The sequence below is a fragment of the Bradyrhizobium sp. CCBAU 53351 genome (assembly GCF_015291745.1).
Lineage (GTDB): Bacteria > Pseudomonadota > Alphaproteobacteria > Rhizobiales > Xanthobacteraceae > Bradyrhizobium.
In genome coordinates this window covers 1,724,567-1,744,970 of record NZ_CP030059.1, presented here as the reverse complement: position 1 = coordinate 1,744,970, position 20,404 = coordinate 1,724,567, and the positions used below count along the sequence as shown (strand labels likewise).

The following is a 20,404-nucleotide window of genomic DNA, read 5'->3' as shown; positions in this document are numbered from 1 at the left end:
AGTGGTCACGCCGCCAGCCGCAAACGGGGATAATTCATAGTTCGTCAAAGGTTTGCAGCGAATTCTCCGGACCGAGCTGGACGAACGCCCCCTTGTGCTAGGCTCTGGAATGCGGACTCAACTGACCACCTATTTCGCGCGGCTGTTTGCCGGCGATCTGTCGGCGTTCGGCGGTCCCGTGACGGACGAAGCCGTGGCCGGCCATATCCGTGCCGAACAGATGGCGCTGGTGCTCGGCTATTCGGTCGGCATCATGCTCGCCAATGCCTGCAACGCCCTCGTGCTCGCCATCGCGCTGTGGCAGTCGCCCGACAGGATACCCGCCCTGGTCTGGGCCGCCGCCGTGGCCAGCGCCGCGATCGCGTTCGGTCTGCAATCCCGCGCCGCGCGCCGCATCACCAAGCCGCAATTCGTCTCCCGCCGCACCATGCACCGCCTGGTGCGCAATGCCTTCGTCCTCGGTGCCGCCTGGGGCATCGTCCCCGTCGCCTTCTTCACCGATGCTTCGACCGGCGGCCAGCTCGTCATCACCTGCCTGTGCTCGGGCATGCTGGCCGGCGGTGCGCTCGCCTTTGCCACCATCCCGATCGCGGCCATCGCCTTCACGGCCCCGATCTTCGTCGGGATCGCCATCTGCCTCGGCAGGAACGGCGATCTGGCCTTTCTCCTGATCGCCTTCCTCGTCGTGGTCTATGGCAGCGTGCTGATCCGCGGCGTGTTCGTCAATTCGTTCTCGTTCGCGCGGCGCGTCACGCAGCAGATCGAGGCGGAGCGCACGGTGCGCCTTGATCCCCTGACCCACCTGCCCAACCGCGTCGCCTTCAACGAGACGCTCGAGGCTGCGCTGAAGCGACTGGCGCTCTCCGGCGAGGAGTTTGCGGTGCTCCTGCTCGATCTCGATCGCTTCAAGGAGGTCAATGACAAGTTCGGCCATCCCGCCGGCGACGAATTCCTGGTCCAGGTCGCAAGCCGCCTGCAACGCTGCACCCGCGCCGCCGAGCATGTCGCGCGCATCGGCGGCGACGAATTCGCGCTGGTGATGGCCAATCTGGCGCGCCCCGAAGATGCCCTCGAGATCGCCGAACGCTTCGTCGCGGCCTTCGAGGAGCCGTTCCGCATCGAGGGCCGCCAGGTCGTGGGCGCAACCAGCGTCGGCATCGTGCTGGCGCCGCGCGACGGCACCACGCCGCTCGACATCATGAAGAATGCCGATGCAGCGCTCTACCGCGCCAAGAAGGCTGGCCCCGGCACGATCCGCTTCTTCGAGGAAGCCGACGACAGGGTGTCACGCGATCGCAAGGCACTGCAATCGGACCTCGAGGGCGCGATCGCGCGAAACGAGCTGTTCCTCGTCTTCCAGCCGTTCCTCGATCTCGACCAAAGCCGGATCACCGGCTTCGAGGCGCTGCTGCGCTGGCAACATCCCGAGCGCGGACTGGTGCCGCCGAGCGAATTCATCCCGATCGCGGAAGAGACGGGACTGATCCACGAGATCGGCGAATGGGTCATCCGCCGCGCCTGCGCGACGGTTGCCAAATGGCCTGACGAGATCAGGGTCGCCGTGAACTTCTCCGCGGCGCAGTTTCACAACGCCGGCATCCTCCAGATCATCGTGCAGGCGCTCAGCGACGCCAAGATCGCCCCGCACCGGCTCGAGATCGAGATCACGGAATCGATGCTGCTGTCGAAATACGGCTCGGCCGAGCCCGTGCTGAACGCGCTGCTGCAGCTCGGCGTCACCGTGGCGCTCGACGATTTCGGGACTGGCTTCTCCTCCCTCACCTATTTGCGCAAGCTTCCGTTCAGCCGCATCAAGGTCGACCAGTCCTTCATCCGCGACATGCTGGTGCAGCCCGACTGCGCGGCCATCGTGAAGTCGGTGGTCTCGCTTGCGCGCGACCTCGACATCGGCGTGGTCGCCGAGGGCGTCGAGACCGCCGACCAGCTCGAATATCTCAGGCAGATCAATTGCGACGAGGTTCAGGGCTATTTGATCAGCCGCCCGGTGTCGGCGGACGGCGTGCTGGCGCTGCTGGAGACCAAGAAGTATCGAGCGACGTTCGCGGCGTAGGTTTTCCCGCACGGCCATCCTTTGGGACGAAGTAGCCCGGATGGAGCGAAGCGCAATCCGGGACAGCGCGCGACGGAGCAAGACCGCCCCCGGATTTCGCTTCGCTCCATCCGGGCTACGATCCTTCCTACCTCATATCGCATCCGCCCGCAGCAGCGTATCCACGGTGATGGTGCCCCGCGCACGGGAGACGCAGGCGCAGATCTTCTGGTTGCTCTCTTTCTGATGGTCGCTGAAGAAGACGTCGCGATGGTCGATCTCGCCGTCGACCTCGACCACGTCGATCGCGCACAGGCCGCATTCGCCGCGCTTGCAGTCGTACATCACGTCGTGACCGCCGGCATTGAGCACATCCAGCATCGAGCGCTCGCGCGGGATCTCCAGCTCCACATTGGAGCCCTTCAGGCGCACACGGAACGTTTCGGTCGGGAGCGCGCCGCTGGAGCCAAAGGTCTCGTAGCGGAGATCGGGCAGCGCATGGCCGGCACCGATCCAGGAATGGCGCGCGGCATCGAGCATGCGCATCGGGCCGCAGAACAGCGCGAGCGCGCTTTTGGGCACCGAGGCGAACAGCGCGTCGAGATCGAGCCGCTTGCCTTCGTCGCCGGCATGAACGACCAGGCGATCGCCGAGCAGCGCTGCGAGGTCATCAAGATAGGCGGCCTCTGCCCGGGAGCGCACCGCATAATGCAGCGCGACGTCGGCGCCGCGGCGCGCCAGCGCCTGCGCGGCGCCGAGGATCGGCGTGATGCCGATGCCGCCGGCGATCAGGCAATAGCTTTCGCGCGACCAGTCCACGGCAAGGAGCGAGGCCGGCTGCGTGATGTCGAGCCGCGCGCCCGGCGCGAGCTGCCACATGTAGCGCGAACCGCCGCGGGAATCCTCGGCGCGGCGCACGGCGATCTTGAAGCCGGCCGGGGAGGCCTCGCCCACCAGCGAATAAGACCGCGTCTCCGGCAGGCCGTCGATGGTCACGCTGACGTTGATGTGGCTGCCGACCGGATAGGCGACGCCGTCATACTGATCCGGCCGGATCAGAAATTCGCGGATGCCGGGAGCGAGATCGCGCGTCGACACGAGCGTTGCCGGAGTCCAGGTTTCGATGAAGCGCATGGTGATGGCCCTCAGTCGGCTGCAGACTTGATCAGCGCGAGCGCCGGCAAGAGGTCCAGATGGGTCCGGTTGCGCAGCGCGAGCCGCAAGTTGCGCACGGCGAGCCGCGCGTGCTCGCGCATGATCGCCTCGGCGCGCGCGCCTTCGCGGTTCTCGATCGCGTCGATCACGACGCGATGGTGGTCCTGCCCGATGATCAGGATCTGCTGCGCCTCGGGCAGCGCGGATTGCGCCATCACGAAGCCGCTGGGCGAGGCAAACGGCAGAGCCGAGGCGCGGTCGATCTGGCGGATCAGCGGCGGACTGCGCGACAGTTCCGTGAGCAGGGCGTGGAAGCGCGCGTTCAGCGTGACGTAGGACGAGAAGGCTTCGATCGAGATCGGCACCTGGCGCAGCAATTCGTCGATCGCGGCCAGGCACTCCTTCAGGGGCTCGAGCTCGCGCGCGGAGACGCCGCGCTCGGCCGCAAAGCGCGCGGCGAGGCCTTCGAGCGTGCCGCGCAGCTCGATGGAGTCGGAGATGTCGCGCTCCGAAAACGCCTTCACCATGAAGCCGCCGGAGGGGATCGCCTCCAGGAGGCCCTCCTCCTCCAGCCGCACCAGCGCCATGCGCACCGGTGTGCGCGAGGCGCCGGTGGTCTCCACCGCCTGGAGTTCGGAGATGCGCTCGCCCGGACGCAAAGTGCCCGACAGGATCTGGTCGCGCAATGCGAGCTGCGCCTTCACGGTTTGCGAGACGGAACGGTCGACCTCACGCTCGGCCATGGCCGGTTACTCCGCGGCCTGGAGGCGCTGCGGCGCGGTTTCCTTCGCCACCATCTTGTCGATCAGCTTGCGCGACCACATCGCGCCGGCGTCGATGTTGAGGTTGTAGAAGATGCGGTCCGGGTTCTCGTCCATGGCGCGCTGCTGCGCTTCGAGGATCAACTCGTCCTCGTGGAAGATGCCGGAGACGCCCTCGCGGATCTCGGAGGTGATGCGCTGCTCACCGAGCTGATAGTTGCGCACGAAGGCCCAGAAATAATGGCAGGTCTTCTCGGTTTCCGGCGTGATGGTGTTGAGCACGAAGCCGTTGACGCCCTGGGAGCGGTCGCCTTCCGGCGCGCCGGTGCCCGTCGGCGCCACGCCGACGTCGATCGCGATGGTGCATGGCGCTTCGAAACGGATGATCTGCCAGCGATCGACGAGACCGGGCTTGCCGAGCTGCTTGGCCCAGAACGGCGGCGGCTCGATGCCGCGCATCCAGCGCGTCACCGTCACCGTCTTCTCGCCATGGGTGACGTCGAACGGCGCTTCGGTGACTGCTTCGTTGCCGATCGAGGAACCGTGCACGAAGGTCTCGTGGGTGAGATCCATGAGATTGTCGAGCACGAGGCGATAGTCGCATTTGACGTGGATGGTCTTGCCGTCGCCGGCCCAGGCCGGATCGTGATTCCAGTGCATGTCCGGAACGAGCGCGGGATCGGCCAGCGCGGGATCGCCCATCCAGAGCCAGATGTAGCGGTGACGCTCGACCACGGGATAGGAGCGCACGCAGGCCGACGGGTTGATGGTCTCCTGCGAGGGCATGAAGGTGCAGCGGCCCTGCGCGTTGAACTTGAGGCCGTGATAGCCGCAAACGACGGTGTCGCCTTCGAGCCGGCCCTTGGACAGCGGCACCAGGCGATGCCAGCAGGCATCCTCCAGCGCAGCCACCGAACCGTCGGCCTTGCGGTACATCACGACATGCTTGCCGCAGATCGTCCGCGGCAACAGCGCCGGCTTGACGTCGGCATCCCAGGCGGCGGCGTACCAGGCATTCATCGGGAAGGGTTTTGTCATCGGTCTCACTCCCACGGATCATGTATGCGTTATGTATACAATAACAGGGAGGTCGCGTCATTCAAGCCTTATTTATGACTACCATAGTACCTATATGACAATTTATGTATACACACCGCGCCCAGGTCGTTTCCTCTCAGATGATGGCGCGCATTACCCTCCCCTAGAGGGGAAGGGCCACTGCGCATGAAGCGAAGCAAGATGCGGAGCGGGTGGGGTGATCCCTCCCCTCGGGCACTGTTAGTCGCGGAGGAACCTTCACCTCCCCCCGCTCGCGCTAACGCGCGATCGACCCTCCCCCTCGAGGGGAGGGTAAGAGAGGCTAGCGGCTACAGCGCAAACACCTTCGCCAGGCCGGCCTGCGCCTCTTGCTGGATCCGCTTCAGGTGCTCGGGGCTGCGGAAGCTTTCGGCGTAGATCTTGTAGACGTCCTCGGTGCCGGACGGCCGAGCCGCGAACCAGCCGAAATCGGTCTCGACCTTGATGCCGCCGAAGGGCTGGCCGTTGCCGGGCGCCTTGCTCAGGGTGGCACGGACGGGATCGCCGGCGAGCTCCTTCAAGCCGAGCTGCTCCGGCGTGACGGACTTCAGGATGGTCTTCTGCGGCCCGGTCGCGGCGACGTCGATGCGGGCGTAATGGGGCATGCCGAACTCGGCGGTGAGATCGCCGAACAGCTGGCTGGGATCGCGGCCGGTCTTCGCCATGATCTCGGCGGCAAGCAGACCGAGGATGATTCCGTCCTTGTCGGTGGTCCAGACCCCGCCGTCGCGGCGCAGGAATGAGGCCCCCGCACTCTCCTCGCCGCCGAAGCCGAAGCCGCCCGTGAGCAGGCCGTCGACGAACCATTTGAAGCCGACCGGCGTCTCGACCAGCTTGCGTCCGAGCTTCTTGGCGACGCGGTCGATGATCGAGCTCGACACCACGGTCTTGCCGATCGCGGCATCCTTGCTCCAGTTCGGGCGGTGCGCGAACAAGTAAGATATCGCGGTCGCCAGATAATGGTTCGGATTCATCAGGCCGCCGGTGCGCGTGACGATGCCGTGCCGGTCGGCGTCGGTGTCGTTGGCAAACGCGACGTCGAAGCGGTCGCGCATCCCGATCAGGCTCGCCATCGCGTAAGGAGACGAGCAGTCCATGCGGATCTTGCCGTCCCAGTCCACCGTCATGAAGCGGAAGGTCGGGTCGATCGCCTCGTTCACCACGGTGGCCTTCAAGCCGTAGCGCTCGATGATCGGATGCCAGTAGTGCACGGCGGCGCCGCCGAGCGGATCGATGCCGATGTTGATGCCGGCGGATTTGACCAGCTCGAGGTCGACGACGTTGCCGAGATCGGCGACGTAGGGCGTGACGAAGTCGGTCGGATGGACGTTCGATGATTTCAGCGCCCTGGCATAGTCCACGCGCTTCACGCCCTCGAGGCCGTCGGCGAGGTAGGCATTGGCGCGCTTCTCGACGACGCCGGTGACATCGGTGTCGGCCGGGCCGCCATGCGGCGGATTATATTTGTAGCCGCCGTCTTCCGGCGGGTTGTGCGATGGCGTGATGACGACGCCGTCGGCAAGGCCGCTCGTGCGCCCTTTGTTGTAGGTGAGGATCGCGTGCGAGATCACGGGCGTCGGCGTATAGCCGCCGTCCTTGTCGATCATGATGTCGATGCCGTTGGCGGCGAACACCTCGACCGCGCTCACCAGCGCCGGCTCGGCCAGCGCGTGGGTGTCGATGCCGATGAAGAGCGGGCCGGTCAGCCCCTTTTCCTTCCGGTAGTCGCAGATCGCCTGGGTGGTCGCGAGGATATGGCCTTCGTTGAACGTGTTCTTGACAGAGGTGCCGCGATGGCCGGAGGTGCCGAACGCCACGCGCTGCGCGGGATCCGCTACATCGGGCTTGCCGGCGAAATAAGCCGTCACCAGCCGCGGAATATTGGTGAGCGCGTCCGGCGAAGCCTGCTTGCCTGCCGCGGGATGAACATCAGCCACTGAACTATCCTCGTCGTTGTCGAATTGAGGCCCTGCCGCACCATAGCATTGGGCTTGCACACGCCAACTCAAAAGCCATCGGCCGACGCCGGCAACAAATGGCCGCATTTGGGTCCATGAATGGGGACATGACCATTCTCGCAACGGCCCTGCTGCTCGCCAGTTCCTTGGTGCTGTCGTCTCCCGGATACGTCGAGCAAACCGGTATCGAACTCAACCCGATGCTGCGCAACGCAGCCGTGGATCATGACCTCGCCAAGGTGAAGCGCCGGTTCGAGCGGGAGCTCCGTAGCGACAGCACGGACAGCCCCGGCGCATCCACCGGGCGCTAGCGCCGCGCGTCGTACTGTCGGCACCGCAATGCAAATTGCGGGATCATGCTATGGTCGAGGTCTTCCGGCTGTTCGAATCGCCTCATGGCTGTCCTGCGCAAGCTGCTCCCCCTGCTGATCGCCTGGCTGATCCCGGCGGGCGGGCCGTCGTCTGCGGTGGCGGCGGAGTTTTACACCGAGGATCTCCGCATCCCCATGGCGGAGGCCGGGCCGCAGGGTCTGGAGGCCTTTCTGGTCCGCCCGGCCGGCGCGAAGCGCTATCCGCTCGCGCTGCTCAGCCACGGTTCGCCGCGCAGCTTCGACGACCGCGCGAGCATGTCCGCGCACCGATATTACGGCATCGCGCTGGAATATGCCCGGCGCGGCTTTGCGGCACTGATTGTGATGCGGCGCGGCTACGGCACCTCGCCCGGCGGACGCGTCGACAGCGTCGGCGGTTGCGCCAAGGCCGCTTACCTCCCCGCCGCCACGGTCGCGGTGGCTGATTTGCGCGCCGCGATCGATGCGATGGCGCGGCGGAGCGACGTCACGACATCAGGCATGATCGCGGCCGGCCATTCCGCCGGCGGGCTCGCGACCATCGCGCTGACGGCGCAGGCGCCGCCTGGTCTCATTGCCGCGATCAATTTCGCCGGCGGCCGCGGCTCGCGCGACGATGACGACGTCTGCAACGAGGATGGGCTGGCGCAGGCTTTCGCCACCTTCGGCAAGACCTCGCGCGTGCCGACACTGTGGGTCTACGCGACCAACGATTCCTATTTCGGCCCTGACCTCGCGCGCCGCCTCCATGACGGGTTTCGCGCCGGTGGCGGCAACGCGACATTCATCGCTGCGCCGCCCTTCGGCGACGACGGTCACTATCTCTATTCGGTGGCGAGCCGTCCGCAATGGACGCCCTATGTCGACGCCTTCCTGCGCGAGCGCGGCCTCCTCGGTCGCGACATCCTGGGCTTGCCCGAGACCTTACCGCCGCCGCGCCAGCTCAACGAGGCCGCCAGGGGCGAGTTCGCGCGCTATCTCGCCAGCATGCTGCCGCACAAGGCTTTCGCGGTCTCGCCGAACGGCGGCTATGGCTGGCGCGCGGGACGCGTCACGGCCGAGGAGGCCCAGCGCGACTCGCTGGCTGCCTGCCTGAAATGGTCGCAGACCTGCACGCTCTATGCGATCGACGACCATCTGGCCGGGCCGTTGCAAGCGCCCCCCACCGATCAGAGCGCCCGCGCGCGGCAGTGACCGCGCGGGAAGCCGGTTGTTAACTCCGGCGATTTATGACGGAGCAATGCTGTGGGATCGGGCACGCTTCAATCTCGGCGCAACGTGGAGACACGTGGCGGTCGTCCTGCTGTTGTCGGCCCCGCTCGGCGCGCACGCCGCAGACGGCGCCACGGAGCTCGGCGCCGGCGAGACGCCGTCATCCCGGGCCCTGATCCGGAAGATCATCGAGCGAGAAACCGCGAAGACCGACTTACCGGCCGACATCGCCGAAGCGGTCGTCTTCGTCGAAAGCGGCTACAATTCGGCCGTCATCGGCAGCGTCGGCGAGATCGGCCTGATGCAGGTGCGGCCCGAGACGGCGGCGATGCTGGGCTTCCGGGGCAGCGATGCGGAACTCGCCGAACCCGACATCAACATCCATTATGGGGTGCTTTATCTCAGCCAGGCCTGGCGTCTGGCCGGCGGGGACATCTGCCGCGCCCTCATGAAATACCGGGCAGGCCATGGCGAGGAAGCCATGACGCCGCGGTCGCAGGTTTATTGCAACCGGGCCCGCAACCGTCTCGCCGCCTTGAACTCGAAGGCGCCCGAGGCCGCGGTCGCGACCGTACCGGAGCCGGCGCCGGCGCCCCGCCCCACTCCCGCCGCGCCCGCAGCGGTCCCGGCAAAACGGGTGAACACATCGAAGGTCGCGGCGCAGCCCAAAACCGTCTATGCCCGCTATCGTCAGGGCACCGCGGCGGCCAGCCGCGCCTATTGGGCTGCTCACGAGGCCAGGGTCAGCCGGATCAAGGCGCGCATCGAGGCGAAATGGAAGCGGGTCGCTTCGCGCTGACGAGGTTGCGTTACAGCCGCTCGCTGAGCGCGAGCTTGTAGCCGACCCCGGTGACGGTCGCGATCACCGGCGTGCCGCTGCCGACGAGCTTGCGGCGCAGCCGCGCCACCAGCGCGTCGACCGTGCGGATGTCGACCTCGGCCTGGCGGTTGCTGACGACTTCGATCAGATAGTCACGGCTGAGCGGCCGTCCGTCGGCGCCGACCAGCGCCGCGAGCAGGTCGAACTCGGCACGCGTCAGCGCCACCGGCTTGCCATCGCTGCCGAGCAGCTCGCGCCGGGTCAGGTCGATGATCCAGTCCCCGAAGGCGATCGAATTGTGGTTGCGCGCCGCCTTGCGGTCGAGCGAGCGCCGCCGCAGCACGCTGCGGGCGCGCGCCAGCAGATCGCGCAGATTGATCGGCTTGGTGACGTAGTGGTCGCCGGCGATCTCGAGGCCGAGGATGCGATCGACGTCGGTGTCGCGGCGCGTCACGAAGATGATGCCCGCGTTGCTGGTCGTCTGGATCTCCTTGGCGAGCTCGAAGCCGTCGCCGTCGGGCAGCTGCAGGTCGAGGAAGACGAGATCGGTGCGCGCGCGCAGCGCCTGACGGCATTCCGCGCAGGAGCCGGCGCCGACCACGTCGAAATTGTTGTCGCTGAAATAGCCGACCAGCATCGTCCGCGTCACCGGATCGTCCTCGACGACGATCAGCCGCTCGCGGCCGGCGGGACGCAATTCCCGAAGTGCGGAATCAACCACGGTCTTGGGTGTCCTGTTTGCCTGCGGCCCGCCTTGCAAATTCAAGCCGCCGCGCAATGCGCTGTCATGTGAACGGACATTCACGACTTGTTCGAGCCCCCGAAATTAGCCGCCGCAATAATAGGCGCGTTGCGACGCGCAAACAATATTGCTCATGGTCTCCACACATTAAGTATGAAGTGGCCCACAATTCTCATCGCGCGCATCAATGTGCAGGGTGGGCCCTGTCGCCGGCATTGCACCCAGCCTCGGCCACCGATCCCGAACATTCGAAACCGGGCTCAACCCCCGGTTAAGGTAAAAAAGGCGTTCGGCTTCGGAAAGCCCGGCGCCGCCACTATGGTCGCGCCAGCACAAAACCACGGAGCAGGCGTGATGCAGGGGCAGGCCCGGTTGGCTGCCGGTCGAACCGAGCAAGGCACAGTGCCGTTCGCTCGTTCACACACGCTCGATGTCCTGCGCGGCCTCGCCATCGCCGGCGTGATGGCGATCCATGTCTCGCAGGCATTTCCGTCGAATATCCGCGCCATCGATTTCGCCTTCATGTGCGGCTGGACCGGCGTCAACGTGTTCTATTTCGTCAGCGCCATGACGATGTGCTTGATGTGGACGCAGCGCACCGAAACCAGTCCGACGCGCAAGTTCTATATCCGCCGCTTCCTGCGTATCGCGCCGCTGTTCTGGCTCGCGATCCCGATCTATCTCATCATCAACGGCACCGGACCAAGCGACAATGCGCCCAATGGTATCGGGCCGCTTCAGGTGATCCTGACCGCGACCTTCCTGCACGGCTTCTGGCCGGACAGCGTCAACAGCGTGGTGCCCGGCGACTGGTCGATCGCAGCGGAGATGACCTTCTATCTCGTCTTCCCGCTTCTGATCACCGCATTCGGGTCGCGCCGTCATCGCTATCTCGCGCTGGCGATCGTGCTGCATCTCGTCAATGTCTTCCTGTTCAAGCCGTGGGCCTTCGCGCTGTTCTCGGCCTATTACGGCCCCGGCCACGGGGCGTTCGTCTGGACCACGCTCCACCTCAGCTTCCTGAACCAGCTTCCGGTCTTTCTGGTCGGATGCGCTCTGTTCTTCTCGCTGCGCGACGGCTTTGCCAAGTCGGACGCCGCGATCTATGCCGTCTTCATCGCGCTGTCCTTCATCGCCGACCGCGTCACGGGCTCACACGAGTTCAACTATCTCATGATCAACCTCGTGCTCGGCGCGCTGGTTGCCGGTTGCATCAAGCTTGCCATCCGCTTCCAGCCGCTCGAGGCGCTCGGCCGCAATTCCTATTCGATGTACCTGTCGCATTTCGCGGTGGTCTACGGCCTGCGTCAGCTCTGGCCGCTCGCGGACGGGCTGGTTTCGCTGCTCATCGCCTATGTCGCCACCGCCGCGCTGAGCTATCTGATCGCACGCGCCACATGGCATCTGGTCGAACGGCGCGCGCAGGACCTGGCGCATCGCCTGACATCAACGGGATCGGACCGGTCAAGCCTCCGGCCAACCGTCGCCGCCACGGCGACCAGCATGCGCTGAACGACCACCACCCGCTCCCCGCCGATCAGGTGCGGCTTGCTTCATTGCCGCCTTCGACTCTACTGTGAAGACTCTTCACACGGGAGTGGGCACCATGGAGGTCATACTGCTCGGCACCGGCGGCCCGCGCCCGGACCCGCGGCGCATGGCGACGACCACGCTGATCAGGCTCGGCGACGAGAACATCCTGTTCGACGCCGGCCGCGGCGTCGTGGTGCAGCTCAGCAAGGCCGGCGTTCCACTCGGCGCGATCAACACGGTCTTTCTCACGCACCATCACTTCGACCACATCGGCGACCTCTACGACGTGATGCTGAATTCATGGATGCACGGACGCAAGGACGCGTTGCGCGTCCATGGTCCCCCGGATACCGAACGGCTCGTCAACACGCTGATCACGCAGGTCTACGACAAGGACATCGCCTGGCGCGATCAGGGCGAGCCGAGCCTCGGCGGCTGGAAACCCGTCGTCGCAGCCGACATCATACCGGGTCCCGTTCTCGACACCGGACGCTGGAAGATCAGCGCCGAGCTGGTCGAGCATGGCGACGGTCTCGACATGCAGCCGGCCTTCCTCGCGCGGTGGATGTGCCTCGGCTACCGCTTCGAAGCCGAGGGCAAGGTCATTGCGATTTCCGGCGACACCGTCCCCTGCCCCGGGCTCGAGCGGCTGGCACAGGGAGCCGACCTGCTCGTCCAGTGCTGTTTCCTCGCAACGCCGGAGATCACCAACGAGCACCTTCGCCGTCTTGCGAAATTCACGATCGCCTGCGGCGACACCGTCGGCAAGGTGGCGGCCAAGGCCGGCGTCAAGAAGCTCGCGTTGACCCATCATCGGCCGCGTACCAACGACGCCATGCTGAACGCACTGCTCGAAGATGTCAGGCAGGACTATTCGGGTCCTGTCGTGCTCGGCGAGGATCTCACGCGGATCGAACTCTGAGGGCCGTCGCCCGGCCCGCAACGGGATGTGCGCGCAGGCCTTCCGGCATCAGGACGATCCGACCTCGATCCGGAACGACAATTGCTCTTCCGCGCCTGCTGCGATGTGCATCAGGCCGGGCTTGTCGCTGAACTCGCCGTCGAACCCGGCTGGACTGGCGTAACCGCGCCAGGGCTCGATGCAGAGGAAGGGTGCGCCGGATGGTTTCGACCAGACGCCAAGCTCGCGAAAGCCGCGCCAGGACATTGTGAGCCAGGGACCGGTGGGCGCGGCATAGCGGACCGCGTTGCTCTCGATCCGGTCGAAGATGACGGCATCGTCGGTGAAAAGGGATTCGGACAAGGGGAGCACCGCACCTTTGACCGGGCTCGGCTCCGTTGCCGGGCGCAGCAATCCGCCATCGAGACGGCGGACGGGAGACGATTCCGCGCTCGCGAAAGTCAGCGAATAGCTCTCCTTGGCAAGCCCCGGCTGGAGCGGCCAGTTGAACGCGGGATGACCGCCGATCGAAGCCGGCAATGTCTCCTTGCCTTTGTTGGCGATCGTGAGAGTCAGATCGAGGCCGGCGCTGTCGAGCGTATAAGTTGCGGTCAGCCGGAATGCGAACGGGTAGAGCGCACGCGTCGTCTCGCTGTCTTCGAGCACCAGCACGCAGCGGCTCTCGCCGCGCTCCCTCCACGCAAAACGGTTGTCGCGCGCAAAGCCGTGCTGGGTCAGCCGGTAGGTCTTGCCCCGGTGCCGCAATTCGTCCCTGGCGAGGCGCCCGACGATCGGAAACAGCAATGGCGCATGGCGCAGCCATTCCGGCCCCGCCTGCCAGACGAATTCGGTGGTGCCGTCCTTCAACGAGCACAGCTCGGCGCCATGCGCCTTGATGGTCGAGACAAGTCCGCCGCTGCGGAGAGTGTGGGTATCGTCACTCATGGCCGACATCTACACTGCGCCTCCAACCGCAGCAAGGCGGGCACCAGCCATGCGCGGAGCGTCGGCACCGTGCAGAGCTGCGTCATATTTCTGTACCTAACGGTTGCTCCTTTACGGGTTCGTCCACCGCCTGCGTCTCGCAGCCCGGGCGAATTCCGATCAACCATTGTGGTAGCCAATTGAAATTCTTCATCAACGGCCGCTTTTTATCGCAAAAACTCACCGGCGTTCAGCGCTACGCTGCCGAGATCGTCAAGGCGATCGACGCGCAGCTGGCATCGGAGCAAACGCCGGCGTCGCTGCGAAATGCAGACTGGCAATTGCTGACGCCCGTGGATGCAAGCGAGGACCTTCACCTCGAGCGAATCAAGGTCCGCAACGTCGGCCGCTTGCGCGGGCACGCCTGGGATCAAATCGATCTGGCGCGGGCCGCGGCGGGAGGCCGCTTGATCAGCCTGGCCAATGCCGGCCCGGTGTTCCATCGCGACCACATTGTCGTGATCCACGACGCGCAGGTTTTTCGCAGGCCCGACTTCTTCAATTGGCGTTATCTGGCCGTTCACCGCACGATGGGCCGGCTGCTGGCCCGACATGCAAGCATCGCAACCGTATCCGCTTTTTCGCGCAAGGAGCTTGCCGAAGTGCTGAATCTGTCGGCAACCGCGATCCCGGTTTTTCCCAACAGCGCAGAGCATTTCGCCAAGACGAAGCCTGATCCGGACATCATTGCCCGACTCGGCCTCCAGCCCCGGAAGTTCTTTCTCTATGTGGGCTCGCGGACCAAGAACAAGAATCTTTCCGTCGCGATCCGAGCGGTCCAGCTGCTCGATCGGGCCGACGTTCCGCTGGTCATCGTCGGAGGCGATAACAGCAAGGTCTTTCAGGACAATTCAGGCGATGGAGCCTCCGGCCTGCTGCTGGCCGGGCGTCTCACGGACAGCGAGATCGCGGCGCTCTATGCGCACGCGTCGGCGTTCGTATTCCCTTCGCTCTATGAGGGTTTTGGCGTGCCGCCACTCGAAGCCATGATCTTCGGTTGCCCGGTCATTGCCTCGACGGCCGATGCCGTCGTGGAGACATGCGGCGACGCCGCTGCGTATTTTAGCGCCAGCGATGCCGAAGCGCTGAAGCAGCTCATGCTCGAAAGACTGGCAACGGGTGCCGTCTCCGATCAGGAACGCATGCGGCAGCACGATCGCGTTGCATTCTATTCGTGGAAGAAATCGGCGAAGGCCCTGCTCGATCATCTCGCAGGCCCGGCAAACGTCGCCAGCGCTGCTTGAAATTCGACACGACTCGCCCGTTGCGCGCAATGGTTCCTGCACAAACCTTTTGCAACTTGCTGCCTGATGCATGGTTCCATGACATTTCTTTCGCTTTTACAGCGATCGCACGCACGCGAATGATCATGGCGCAACATCACCACATCGCTGCCCCATTATCGCTACGTATTCGAGGAACTGTGTTTCGCACTAGCGAACACAGAACAGGGATACACGATGTCCGGCTCTCCGACGCAGCCTTATGCGAGGCAAACGATGAAAGTGCTGCACATCGCCGAGACGATTCGGGGCGGGATTGCGAGCTACCTGAACGAGTTGCATCCCCAGCAACAGGCAAGCTTCGGCGCGGACAATGTGCATTATGTCGTGCCGTCGGATCATCGTCGCGATCTTCCAGGGGTCGATGACAATCACATTACGACGTTCGAACGACCCAGCCGCGGCGTCGCCGGACTCTTCCAGATGCTGCGCGCGAGCATGCAGGCCCTGGATGCCTTCCGTCCTGATGTCGTGCACCTGCATTCCTCGTTCGCGGGCCTCGTGCTCCGCCCTGCGCTTGCGGCCCGCTCGGACGGACCGCGCGTCGTCTATTGTCCGCACGGCTGGGCGTTTTCGCGCCAGACCGGCCGGCTCAGTCACGTGGTGACGAAGGCGGCGGAGAACCTGCTCGCACGAACGTCGGACCGAATCATCTGCATCTCCGGCGACGAGTTCAACGAAGCCGTCCGGGCGGGAATTCCCGCCGACCGCCTCACGCTCGTCCATAACGGCATCTCGAAGACGCGCTCGCCGCAGCCCGTCGCGGCAGACTGGACCTCCAAGAAGGTCAAGGTTCTCTTCATCGGGCGCCTGGACCGTCAGAAGGGCTTCGATCTCCTGATCGAGGCGGCGCGCGAACTCGAAGACGTACTTGATGTCCGTATGATCGGCGCCTCCGTCGTCAACAAATATGAAGGCCCGAGCGTCCCGCCTAACGTGTCCCTGCTGGGCTGGCTCGACCGCCCGACCATCGAGACCCAGCTCGAGGCTGCCGATCTCGTCGTGATCCCGTCACGATGGGAGGCCTTCGGCCTCGTTGCCCTGGAAGCGATGCGCGCAGCAAAACCCATCCTGGCGTTCCGCAGCGGAGCATTGCCCGAGATCGTCGTCGACGGCGTCACCGGCGTGCTTTGCGAGCCCGTCGCCGTTCAGCCGCTCGTCGACGGTTTTCGGCGGGCGCTCGATTTCGATCTCAAGGTGCTGGGACAGCGCGGCTACGACCGGTTCAAGCAACTCTATGACGTTCAGAAGACGCATGGGCAGTTGCAGCAGGTCTATCTCGAGCTGCTCCAGAACGAAGGGACGCCGGTCGCGGCGAAGGCGGGACTGCAATCGGATCTCTCCAAGAATTTCTGATGGCTCGACTATTCGCACGCACCTTGGTTCGCGACAGTCTCCGCCTCGCGAGCCTCATCGCATCCGTTTTCCTGCCGGTCTCCGTCTGCGCACAGCAGGCGCAGCCGCTCGATGCCCGATTCCTGCTGGGGGTCGGCACGCATCAGGGCCTGGGTGGCCCGGTGAGCCCGCGCGGATACGTGCCTGCGGAGAACGTCACCCAGATCAAGCAGCTTGGCCTCAACGCCTTCCGCGACGATTTTCCCTGGTCCGATTTCGAGGTGGGGGGACGCCGGATGGGGTTCACGCCCAGGCTCAGCCGGCTGGAATCGCAAGTCAGGTCCGGCGTCGCCCGCCCCCTTCTGATCCTTGCGTTCGGCCATCATCTGGTCCCGAATTCCACGCCGCCGACGACCGATGAGGCGCGGCAGCGGTTCGCCGATTATGCGGCGGCGGCGGCGCAATCGGTCCTGCCGCAGCACCCACTCTTCGAACTCTGGAACGAATGGAATCTGGCGGCGAAGAAAGACGCCGCGTTCTCGCCGGAGAACTATCTGGCGCTCGCGCAAGTCGCGCGGCCGGCGGTCAAGCGGGTTGCACCGAATGCGCCTTTCCTGGTCGGCGCGCTCGGCGACGATCCGGGCTGGACATGGACGGAGAAGATGCTGCGAACCGGCATCCTTCAATATGCCGACGGCGCTTCGATCCATCTCTACAATTTCTGCATGGGCCCGAGCAAACGCACCTCGGCCGAGATCATCGACCGGCTCACGGCGTTTCACCGCCTCGTCGGCCAGGCAAGCGGAAACCCCAACTTCCCGATCTATGTCACCGAGACGGGCTGGACCACAGCCAGCAACAAATGCGGCGTCAGTGAGCAGGCCCAGGCCGACAATACAGCGCAGCTCATCCTGTGGGCGTCGACCGCGGCCCGCTGGCTCAAGGGCATGTGGCTCTATGAGCTCAAGGACAGTGGAAAGAATCCGTCCGAGCTGGAGGACAATTTCGGGCTCTATCGTTTCGACAATTCGCCAAAGCCGGTCGCCTGCGCGGCTCAAGGCGCCTGGGCCTTCATTCGCTCCAGCCTGAGTGCCGAGCGACGCGAGCTCGCCAGCGGCGTCGTGTCGATCAATGCATCGACGGCCTCCGGCGGCAGAATTGCCGTCTGGTCCGAGGCTCCGGACCGGCGCTACGAAATTCGGCTCAAGGGAGATCAGCAAGGCGCAAGCTTTGCGATGCCATGCGACCAGGCGGCGAAGCCTGCGTCCGGGGTCTGGATTCCCGTCTCGAGCACACCTGTTCTGATTGCAGCCAATGACAGTGCCGTTCCCACCCTGGAGATCAGGCCGGCGCGGTAGAGCCGATTTTGCAGACATGAGGTTGACGCGATGAAAGTTCTTTTGACATCCACGCTTTATCCGACGCCTCAGGCACCCAAGATCGTCGGCGGCGCGGAGATCTTCGCCCGCCGTTTCGCCGAAGGCCTGGTGCAACGCGGTGACGAGGTGGAAGTGATCCGGGCCGCATCCACCCCCGAGCAGGCCCCGGAAACCTGCGACGGCATCAACATCTACTCCGCTCCGGTGCGGAACGTGTATCTGCCCTTCACGGAGCAGAAGAACATCGCATTGCGCAGCATCTGGCACGCAATCGACGACTGGCAGATGCAGGCACCCTTGATCGCGGAACGTATCCGGGCCTTCAAGCCGGACGTGCTGCACTCCAACAATCTGTCGGGCCTCACCACCGCGATCTGGCGCGTCGCCGCCCAGCTCGGCGTTCCCGTGCTTCATACGCTTCACGACTATTACCTGACCTGTCCGCGCTGCTCCCGCTTCGACCACGGACGATCCTGCGAGCACACCTGCACGAGCTGCGGAATTCTGACCTTTCATCGCAAGCGTGCCACGCACTGGCTCAGCGCCGTGGTCGGCGTGAGCGAGCGCGTCCTGTCCATTCATACCGATATGGGCATGTTCGCGGAGACGCCGATCCGCACCGTGATCCGCAATGCCTCGACCGAGCCGCCGCAGTCGCCCTATCCCCGTCCGATTTGCACCACCGAGGTGACGTTCGGATTCATCGGCCGCCTCACCGAGGAAAAAGGCATCGACAATTTGATGCGAGCTCTGGCGCTGCTGCCCCCGGATCGCATCCGCATGATGATCGCCGGCCGAGTCAGCGACGAGGAGCAGCGACGCCTCAGGACGCTCGCGCCGGATGCGCGAATCGAGTTCATGGGCTTCGTGGCGCCGGACGATTTCTACAAGCAGGTCGACGTGGTGGTCGCGCCCTCCATCTGGCACGACCCCGGTCCCCTGGTCGTCGCAGATGCCAAGGCGGCCGGCAGGCCGCTGCTCGGAACGCGCTTCGGCGGCATGCCCGAGGTCATCCAGCACGGGGTGACCGGCTGGCTGACCGAAGCCGATCCGCAATCCCTGGCCAAGAGCATGCTCGCGGTCGCAGCCGACCCGCACAAGATCGACGAGATCAGCCGGCGCCTGATCGCCGATACCAACAAGTGGATCTTCTCGGACGTGCTGTCTTCATACAAGAACCTGTATGAACAATTGCGCGAGCAGCGGATGTCGCAGGTGCGCGCAGCAACGGCCGAAGCGCCGCAGGGAGCGGCGATCGTCGGTAAGGAGCGCCTCATTCCGCGATGACACGCCTGTTCGCGATGGCGGGCTACGTCTATCAGAGCGCCGCGGCGATCATCCTGATCTTCGCGATCAGCCATCTGCTGCCCGCCGCCGACTACACCAACTTTTCCCTCGCGCTGGCCTCGAGCCAATTGCTCTGCGTGCTGATGTTCGAATGGCTGCAGCTGGCCGGACTGCGTTTTCTGGCGGCAGCCAAGGAGGACGAGGCGGCCCGGCTGAGGTGGTCGCTGCTTGCGGCCGGCCTGACGAGCGCGGCCGCGCTCGTCGTGGTCGGGAGCTGCGCGTCGCTGACCAGCGTGCTGCCGAGAGGGATTATCGCGCTGGGCCTGAGCATCTCCGTCCTCCAGGGACTGACGGATCTCTATTTCCTGTCGATCCGCCTGTCCGACCGGCTCGGCATCGCCTCCGTGCTTCTGGCGCTGCGTGCCACCGCCCTTCTGGCCGGTGCCGTCGCCGGAGGCGTGATCTCGGGAACGGCCGAAGCGGCGCTGCTCGGCATCGCGTCGGGGCACGCCCTGGGCCTCCTCGCCGGCCTTGCCGCCTATCGCACGCCGATGGAGCGCGTGTCGTTGCAGAGGATGCTGGCCGACTGGAAGGAATTCTCCCGCTACGGCATGCTTGCGGCGGGCGCGTCCGTCATCCATTTGTCGGTGCCGGTGCTGCTCCGTGTCATCGTCATCGGCCGGCTGGGCGCGACGGGGGCCGGGGCCGGATTTTCGATGGCGCTCGACCTGCTGCAACGTCCCTTCTGGGTTCTCAATGCGGCGATCCACACCGTGAGCTATCCCGAGGTGGTCCACGATTTCGAGCACGCAAGCGGCGCAAAATCGGTGCAGTCGGCGCGGCGGATGTTCGAATTCATGATCTGCACCACCCTGGTGCTGCTCGGCGGACTGATTGGATTCATTCCAGATGCAGCCCATATCCTGGTGCCGCAGGCGAGCCTGGCCGGCTTTCTCGAGACGGCGCCAATGGTCGCCGCCTTCTATTTCCTGCACACCCATCTGCAGGCGACGATCGCGGTCGTCCCCCATCTCGAGAAGCTGGCGACCAGGCTGGTCCTCGTCGCGGCCGGCCAGCTCGCTCTTGTCGTCGCCTTCGCGCTGGTTGCGACCTCGGTCGGCCTGTCCCCGCGCGGCGCAGTCGGCTGCGCTGCGGTCGCCACGCTCGCGACCATGCTGGTCGCACTCGGTCCGACCCTGCGCTTTGAGGCATTCCCGCGCTGGCCGCTCGTCATGCAGGCCCTGGTGGCCGCGATCCTGATCGGATCGCTCGGCTCGATGCCGACGGAGCCCGCGACATGGCTCGCCGGCAAGATCGTGATCGCAGCGATTGCGACCGCGGTCATTGGATGGCGCGGGGACTTTCTGATGCCGGCCCGCCGCGGCTGATCCTCGCACCTCTTGCGATGCAGATCGGGTTCCGGTGCGGAACGGGCCCTCAGCAACGCGCTCCTGCCGCATCCCTGAGCATCCACAACTCCTACGGGTAAATCATGGGGTTTAACCGCCCATGGAAGCGGCATCCACGAACTTCCCGTGCAGGACAGAGTGCGAGCTGCGCGAAAGCACGAGGCGAAG

General features: G+C 65.2%; 17 protein-coding genes. 11 read left to right on the top strand and 6 right to left on the bottom strand.

Going from position 1 to position 20,404, the window contains the following annotated elements:
- Nucleotides 1-109: 109 nt before the first annotated feature.
- Nucleotides 110-2,071, top strand: a complete 1,962-nt coding sequence (locus XH83_RS08210; RefSeq protein WP_194406514.1) for a bifunctional diguanylate cyclase/phosphodiesterase — start codon at nucleotides 110-112, stop codon at nucleotides 2,069-2,071.
- A 132-nt stretch (nucleotides 2,072-2,203) separates the two neighbouring features.
- On the opposite strand, the gene XH83_RS08205 is transcribed toward XH83_RS08210, so the two are convergent.
- The 4 genes from XH83_RS08205 to pgm all read right to left on the bottom strand — a co-directional run bounded on the left by XH83_RS08205 (nucleotide 2,204) and on the right by pgm (nucleotide 6,980).
- Nucleotides 2,204-3,184, bottom strand: a complete 981-nt coding sequence (locus XH83_RS08205; RefSeq protein ID WP_194406513.1) for a PDR/VanB family oxidoreductase — start codon at nucleotides 3,182-3,184, stop codon at nucleotides 2,204-2,206.
- Between the two features lie 11 nt (nucleotides 3,185-3,195).
- A complete protein-coding gene (locus XH83_RS08200; protein ID WP_194406512.1) occupies nucleotides 3,196-3,948 on the bottom strand; it encodes a GntR family transcriptional regulator in 753 nt (250 codons plus the stop codon).
- A gap of 6 nt (nucleotides 3,949-3,954) precedes the next feature.
- Nucleotides 3,955-5,004 (bottom strand): aromatic ring-hydroxylating dioxygenase subunit alpha, encoded by a 1,050-nt coding sequence (locus XH83_RS08195; RefSeq protein WP_194406511.1) that lies wholly within the window; start codon nucleotides 5,002-5,004, stop codon nucleotides 3,955-3,957.
- A gap of 329 nt (nucleotides 5,005-5,333) precedes the next feature.
- Nucleotides 5,334-6,980 carry a phosphoglucomutase (alpha-D-glucose-1,6-bisphosphate-dependent) gene (gene pgm / locus XH83_RS08190; RefSeq protein WP_194406510.1) on the bottom strand — a complete coding sequence of 549 codons (1,647 nt, stop codon included), beginning with the start codon at nucleotides 6,978-6,980 and terminating at the stop codon, nucleotides 5,334-5,336.
- Between the two features lie 128 nt (nucleotides 6,981-7,108).
- Here pgm and XH83_RS08185 point away from each other — a divergent pair, with 128 nt between their 5' ends.
- The 3 genes from XH83_RS08185 to XH83_RS08175 all read left to right on the top strand — a co-directional run bounded on the left by XH83_RS08185 (nucleotide 7,109) and on the right by XH83_RS08175 (nucleotide 9,362).
- Entirely contained in the window at nucleotides 7,109-7,312 is a 204-nt protein-coding gene (locus XH83_RS08185) for a hypothetical protein (RefSeq protein ID WP_194406509.1), read from the top strand.
- A gap of 84 nt (nucleotides 7,313-7,396) precedes the next feature.
- Nucleotides 7,397-8,545 carry a S9 family peptidase gene (locus XH83_RS08180; protein ID WP_194406508.1) on the top strand — a complete coding sequence of 383 codons (1,149 nt, stop codon included), beginning with the start codon at nucleotides 7,397-7,399 and terminating at the stop codon, nucleotides 8,543-8,545.
- Between the two features lie 46 nt (nucleotides 8,546-8,591).
- Nucleotides 8,592-9,362, top strand: coding sequence for a transglycosylase SLT domain-containing protein (locus tag XH83_RS08175; RefSeq protein WP_194406507.1), 771 nt, complete (start codon nucleotides 8,592-8,594; stop codon nucleotides 9,360-9,362).
- A gap of 10 nt (nucleotides 9,363-9,372) precedes the next feature.
- On the opposite strand, the gene XH83_RS08170 is transcribed toward XH83_RS08175, so the two are convergent.
- The gene (locus tag XH83_RS08170) at nucleotides 9,373-10,188 is read right to left on the bottom strand and encodes a response regulator transcription factor (RefSeq protein WP_194406506.1); all 816 of its coding nucleotides are present in this window, start codon (nucleotides 10,186-10,188) and stop codon (nucleotides 9,373-9,375) included.
- A 291-nt stretch (nucleotides 10,189-10,479) separates the two neighbouring features.
- Here XH83_RS08170 and XH83_RS08165 point away from each other — a divergent pair, with 291 nt between their 5' ends.
- Nucleotides 10,480-11,637, top strand: coding sequence for an acyltransferase (locus XH83_RS08165; RefSeq protein ID WP_194406505.1), 1,158 nt, complete (start codon nucleotides 10,480-10,482; stop codon nucleotides 11,635-11,637).
- A 94-nt stretch (nucleotides 11,638-11,731) separates the two neighbouring features.
- Nucleotides 11,732-12,580 (top strand): MBL fold metallo-hydrolase, encoded by an 849-nt coding sequence (locus tag XH83_RS08160; protein WP_194406504.1) that lies wholly within the window; start codon nucleotides 11,732-11,734, stop codon nucleotides 12,578-12,580.
- 48 nt (nucleotides 12,581-12,628) lie between these two features.
- Here XH83_RS08160 and XH83_RS08155 read toward each other — a convergent pair whose 3' ends face one another.
- Nucleotides 12,629-13,504, bottom strand: coding sequence for an aldose 1-epimerase family protein (locus XH83_RS08155; protein ID WP_194406503.1), 876 nt, complete (start codon nucleotides 13,502-13,504; stop codon nucleotides 12,629-12,631).
- 179 nt (nucleotides 13,505-13,683) lie between these two features.
- On the opposite strand from XH83_RS08155, the gene XH83_RS08150 reads away from it, so the two are divergent.
- The 5 genes from XH83_RS08150 (at nucleotide 13,684) to XH83_RS08130 (ending at nucleotide 20,215) form a co-directional block, all read left to right on the top strand.
- On the top strand, nucleotides 13,684-14,787 hold the full coding sequence (locus XH83_RS08150; RefSeq protein ID WP_194406502.1) for a glycosyltransferase family 1 protein: 1,104 nt from the start codon (nucleotides 13,684-13,686) through the stop codon (nucleotides 14,785-14,787).
- Nucleotides 14,788-15,042: 255 nt separating this feature from the next.
- Entirely contained in the window at nucleotides 15,043-16,182 is a 1,140-nt protein-coding gene (locus tag XH83_RS08145; protein ID WP_194406501.1) for a glycosyltransferase, read from the top strand.
- Nucleotides 16,182-17,519, top strand: coding sequence for a hypothetical protein (locus XH83_RS08140; protein WP_194406500.1), 1,338 nt, complete (start codon nucleotides 16,182-16,184; stop codon nucleotides 17,517-17,519). Before XH83_RS08145 ends, XH83_RS08140 begins: the two co-directional genes overlap by 1 nt.
- A gap of 30 nt (nucleotides 17,520-17,549) precedes the next feature.
- Nucleotides 17,550-18,827, top strand: coding sequence for a glycosyltransferase family 4 protein (locus XH83_RS08135; RefSeq protein WP_194406499.1), 1,278 nt, complete (start codon nucleotides 17,550-17,552; stop codon nucleotides 18,825-18,827).
- Nucleotides 18,824-20,215 carry a hypothetical protein gene (locus XH83_RS08130; protein ID WP_194406498.1) on the top strand — a complete coding sequence of 464 codons (1,392 nt, stop codon included), beginning with the start codon at nucleotides 18,824-18,826 and terminating at the stop codon, nucleotides 20,213-20,215. The genes XH83_RS08135 and XH83_RS08130 overlap by 4 nt, the downstream gene beginning before the upstream one ends.
- Nucleotides 20,216-20,404 lie beyond the last annotated feature (189 nt).